Origin of the sequence: Arthrobacter sp. MYb229, assembly GCF_002975405.1 — a bacterium.
Taxonomy (GTDB): Bacteria; Actinomycetota; Actinomycetes; order Actinomycetales; family Micrococcaceae; genus Glutamicibacter.
On record NZ_PCPS01000014.1, the window covers coordinates 1 to 5,409 of the forward strand.

General features: G+C 53.7%; 2 rRNA genes. Both read left to right on the forward strand.

Features of this window, described 5'->3' with window-relative positions:
- Positions 1–188 precede the first annotated feature (188 nt).
- Positions 189–1,714, forward strand: a 16S ribosomal RNA gene (locus tag CQ019_RS18035).
- 500 nt (positions 1,715–2,214) lie between these two features.
- Positions 2,215–5,346, forward strand: a 23S ribosomal RNA gene (locus tag CQ019_RS18040).
- The 16S and 23S rRNA genes sit together here, the layout of an rRNA operon.
- Positions 5,347–5,409 lie beyond the last annotated feature (63 nt).

The window sequence follows — 5,409 nt, forward strand, 5'->3', positions numbered from 1 at the left end:
AGTGTTTGTTGTTTGAGAACTCAATAGTGTGCCAAGTTTATTGATACCGAATTATTTTTAATTTGGTGGATATATAACATTTGCTTGGAATGATGCACCCCCGTGTGTTGTTCCAAGTGTTTTTATTCGCCAGGACTTCATTGGCTTCGCCCTTATTTTCCGAGGGGTTGCCGATGGCTTTTTATTTTTTTATGGAGAGTTTGATCCTGGCTCAGGATGAACGCTGGCGGCGTGCTTAACACATGCAAGTCGAACGATGACCCCCAGCTTGCTGGGGTGATTAGTGGCGAACGGGTGAGTAACACGTGAGTAACCTGCCCCCGACTCTGGGATAAGCCCGGGAAACTGGGTCTAATACTGGATATGACCTTTGACCGCATGGTCTTTGGTGGAAAGATTTATCGGTTGGGGATGGACTCGCGGCCTATCAGCTTGTTGGTGAGGTAATGGCTCACCAAGGCGACGACGGGTAGCCGGCCTGAGAGGGTGACCGGCCACACTGGGACTGAGACACGGCCCAGACTCCTACGGGAGGCAGCAGTGGGGAATATTGCACAATGGGCGAAAGCCTGATGCAGCGACGCCGCGTGAGGGATGACGGCCTTCGGGTTGTAAACCTCTTTCAGTAGGGAAGAAGCGAAAGTGACGGTACCTGCAGAAGAAGCGCCGGCTAACTACGTGCCAGCAGCCGCGGTAATACGTAGGGCGCAAGCGTTATCCGGATTTATTGGGCGTAAAGAGCTCGTAGGCGGTTTGTCGCGTCTGCCGTGAAAGTCCGAGGCTCAACCTCGGATCTGCGGTGGGTACGGGCAGACTAGAGTGATGTAGGGGAGACTGGAATTCCTGGTGTAGCGGTGAAATGCGCAGATATCAGGAGGAACACCGATGGCGAAGGCAGGTCTCTGGGCATCTACTGACGCTGAGGAGCGAAAGCATGGGGAGCGAACAGGATTAGATACCCTGGTAGTCCATGCCGTAAACGTTGGGCACTAGGTGTGGGGGACATTCCACGTTTTCCGCGCCGTAGCTAACGCATTAAGTGCCCCGCCTGGGGAGTACGGCCGCAAGGCTAAAACTCAAAGGAATTGACGGGGGCCCGCACAAGCGGCGGAGCATGCGGATTAATTCGATGCAACGCGAAGAACCTTACCAAGGCTTGACATGTTCCAGACCGCCTCAGAGATGGGGTTTCCCTTCGGGGCTGGTTCACAGGTGGTGCATGGTTGTCGTCAGCTCGTGTCGTGAGATGTTGGGTTAAGTCCCGCAACGAGCGCAACCCTCGTTCCATGTTGCCAGCACGTAAAGGTGGGGACTCATGGGAGACTGCCGGGGTCAACTCGGAGGAAGGTGGGGATGACGTCAAATCATCATGCCCCTTATGTCTTGGGCTTCACGCATGCTACAATGGCCGGTACAATGGGTTGCGATACTGTGAGGTGGAGCTAATCCCTAAAAGCCGGTCTCAGTTCGGATTGGGGTCTGCAACTCGACCCCATGAAGTCGGAGTCGCTAGTAATCGCAGATCAGCAACGCTGCGGTGAATACGTTCCCGGGCCTTGTACACACCGCCCGTCAAGTCACGAAAGTTGGTAACACCCGAAGCCGATGGCCTAACCACCTTGTGTGGGGGGAGTCGTCGAAGGTGGGACTGGCGATTGGGACTAAGTCGTAACAAGGTAGCCGTACCGGAAGGTGCGGCTGGATCACCTCCTTTCTAAGGAGCTAACCAATTATTGGTTGCCCGTTTCTGTCACGAGTGTTGGCAGGCGGGTTGCTCATGGGTGGAATATCAATGAACTCAGTACCGGAAAACGCGTCGACTTTATGGTTGGTGTGGGGTATTGGCTATGGCTGCATGGTGTTCATGCTCTTTTAGTACGCGTCCCTTTGGGGGTGTTGGAATGAGGGTGTGGGGGCCAGGCGGTTTGTATGGTTTGGCATGCTGTTGGGTTTTGAGGCAACAAGCGTCCTGTCCTTTTGGGGGTGGGGGTTTGGTGTTTCAGTGTTTGTCCTGTGTCTTTGCGCGCTGGTCTTTTGGGGTCCTTTGGGGTTCTTGGCCGGTGTTGTGGGGGTGTGGGGTTGTTGTTTGGGAACTGTATAGTGAACGCGAGCATCTTATAAGATGACCATGTGGGGAGCCCTTTGGGGTGACTTGTGTGGTTGTTTTGTGATTTTGTTGATTGTTTTATTGCTCAATCTGAGACTTTGATTTGTGTTGAAGTTTTTAAGGGCGCACGGTGGATGCCTTGGCATCAGGAGCCGATGAAGGACGTGGGAATCTGCGATAAGCCTGGTGGAGTCGATAACCGGACGTTGAGACCAGGATTTCCGAATGGGGAAACCCCGTACGGTGTCATGCCGTATGACCTGCAGCTGAATGTATAGGCTGTGTGGAGGGAACGCGGGGAAGTGAAACATCTCAGTACCCGCAGGAAGAGAAAACAATAGTGATTCCGTTAGTAGTGGCGAGCGAACGCGGATGGGGCTAAACCGGTTGGTGTGTGATAGCGGATAGGCGTTGCATCACCGGGGTTGTGGGGCCTACATGTGCTAACCCTATCTGGTTAGCGGGATGAGGTGCAGGCGTATAGGTGAATCGGTTGGAATGCCGGACCAGAGAGGGTGATAGTCCCGTAGGTGTAATGCGTGTCTGCCGTTCTAGTGTGGGTACCCGAGTAGCACGGGGCTCGAGAAATCTTGTGTGAATCTGCCAGGACCACCTGGTAAGCCTGAATACTACCTGATGACCGATAGTGAATCAGTACCGTGAGGGAATGGTGAAAAGTACCCCGGGAGGGGAGTGAAATAGTACCTGAAACCGTGCGCTTACAATCCGTTAAAGCATCCCACTTGTGGGGTGTGATGGCGTGCCTTTTGAAGAATGAGCCTGCGAGTTAGTGCTGTGTCGCGAGGTTAACCCGTGTGGGGAAGCCGTAGCGAAAGCGAGTCTGAATAGGGCGTTTGAGTGGCACGGTCTAGACCCGAAGCGAAGTGATCTACCCATGGCCAGGTTGAAGCGCGTGTAAGAGCGCGTGGAGGACCGAACCCACTTCAGTTGAAAATGGAGGGGATGAGCTGTGGGTAGGGGTGAAAGGCCAATCAAACTTCGTGATAGCTGGTTCTCCCCGAAATGCATTTAGGTGCAGCGTTACGTGTTTCTTACCGGAGGTAGAGCTACTGGATAGCTAATGGGCCCTACAAGGTTACTGACGTTAGCCAAACTCCGAATGCCGGTAAGTGAGAGCGTAGCAGTGAGACTGTGGGGGATAAGCTTCATAGTCGAGAGGGAAACAGCCCAGAACGCCAACTAAGGCCCCTAAGCGTGTGCTAAGTGGAAAAGGATGTGGAGTTGCTGTGACAACCAGGAGGTTGGCTTAGAAGCAGCCACCCTTGAAAGAGTGCGTAATAGCTCACTGGTCAAGTGATTCCGCGCCGATAATGTAGCGGGGCTCAAGCACACCGCCGAAGTTGCGTCATTCAAATATTTGCCTGGTTTCGATTGGGCGTTTGGATGGGTAGGGGAGCGTCGTGTGGACGGTGAAGTCGCGGTGTAAACCAGCGGTGGAGACCACACGAGTGAGAATGCAGGCATGAGTAGCGAATGACGGGTGAGAAACCCGTCCGCCGAATGATCAAGGGTTCCAGGGTCAAGCTAATCTGCCCTGGGTGAGTCGGGACCTAAGGCGAGGCCGACAGGCGTAGTCGATGGACAACGGGTTGATATTCCCGTACCGGCGAAGAACCGCCCATACTGAGCTTTTGATGCTAACCACCACTGAGCATGATGTTGTGGCCTTCGGGCTGCTTTTGTGTGAGGTGCTGGGAACCGATTTTGTGAGGTAAGCGTATTAACAGGTGTGACGCAGGAAGGTAGCCGAGCCAGGCAATGGAATTGACCTGGTCCAAGGGTGTAGGCCGAGAGATAGGCAAATCCGTCTCTCATTTATGGTTGAGACCTGATAGGCGCCCACTTTGGTGGGTGATTTGGTGATCCTATGCTGCCTAGAAAAGCATCGGCGCGAGGTTCTAGTCGCCCGTACCCCAAACCGACACAGGTGATCAGGTAGAGAATACTAAGGCGATCGAGAGAATCATGGTTAAGGAACTCGGCAAAATGCCCCCGTAACTTCGGAAGAAGGGGGGCCTGCCCCGTGAGGAAGACTTGCTCTTCTTTTGCGGGTGTGGGCCGCAGAGACCAGGGGGAAGCGACTGTTTACTAAAAACACAGGTCCGTGCGAAGTCGCAAGACGATGTATACGGACTGACTCCTGCCCGGTGCTGGAAGGTTAAGAGGACCGGTTAGCAACTTGTTGCGAAGCTGAGAATTTAAGCCCCAGTAAACGGCGGTGGTAACTATAACCATCCTAAGGTAGCGAAATTCCTTGTCGGGTAAGTTCCGACCTGCACGAATGGAGTAACGACTTCCCCGCTGTCTCAACCATGAACTCGGCGAAATTGCAGTACGAGTAAAGATGCTCGTTACGCGCAGCAGGACGGAAAGACCCCGAGACCTTTACTATAGTTTGGTATTGGTGTTCGGTGCAGCTTGTGTAGGATAGGTGGGAGACTGTGAAGCTCGGACGCTAGTTCGGGTGGAGTCATCGTTGAAATACCACTCTGGCTGTACCGGTCACCTAACTTCGGACCATGATCTGGTTCAGGGACAGTGCCTGATGGGTAGTTTAACTGGGGCGGTTGCCTCCTAAAATGTAACGGAGGCGCCCAAAGGTTCCCTCAGCCTGGTTGGCAATCAGGTGTCGAGTGTAAGTGCACAAGGGAGCTTGACTGTGAGAGTGACAGCTCGAGCAGGGACGAAAGTCGGGACTAGTGATCCGGCGGCACCTCGTGGAAGGGCCGTCGCTCAACGGATAAAAGGTACCTCGGGGATAACAGGCTGATCTTGCCCAAGAGTCCATATCGACGGCATGGTTTGGCACCTCGATGTCGGCTCGTCGCATCCTGGGGCTGGAGTAGGTCCCAAGGGTTGGGCTGTTCGCCCATTAAAGCGGTACGCGAGCTGGGTTTAGAACGTCGTGAGACAGTTCGGTCCCTATCCGCTGCGCGCGTTGGAAATTTGAGAAGGGCTGTCCTTAGTACGAGAGGACCGGGACGGACAAACCTCTGGTGTGTCAGTTGTACTGCCAAGTGCACCGCTGATTAGCTACGTTTGGAAGGGATAACCGCTGAAAGCATCTAAGCGGGAAGCCTGCTTCGAGATGAGATTTCCATGCACCTTGAGTGTGAGAGGCCCCCAGCTAGACCACTGGGTTGATAGGCAGGATGTGGAAGCAAGGACTAAAGACTTGTGTAGCTGACCTGTACTAATAGGCCGATGACTTACAACACACAGTAAAGCAATCGTTGAAGACAATGATGCTCGCGTTCACTATACGGTTACGAGACAACAAC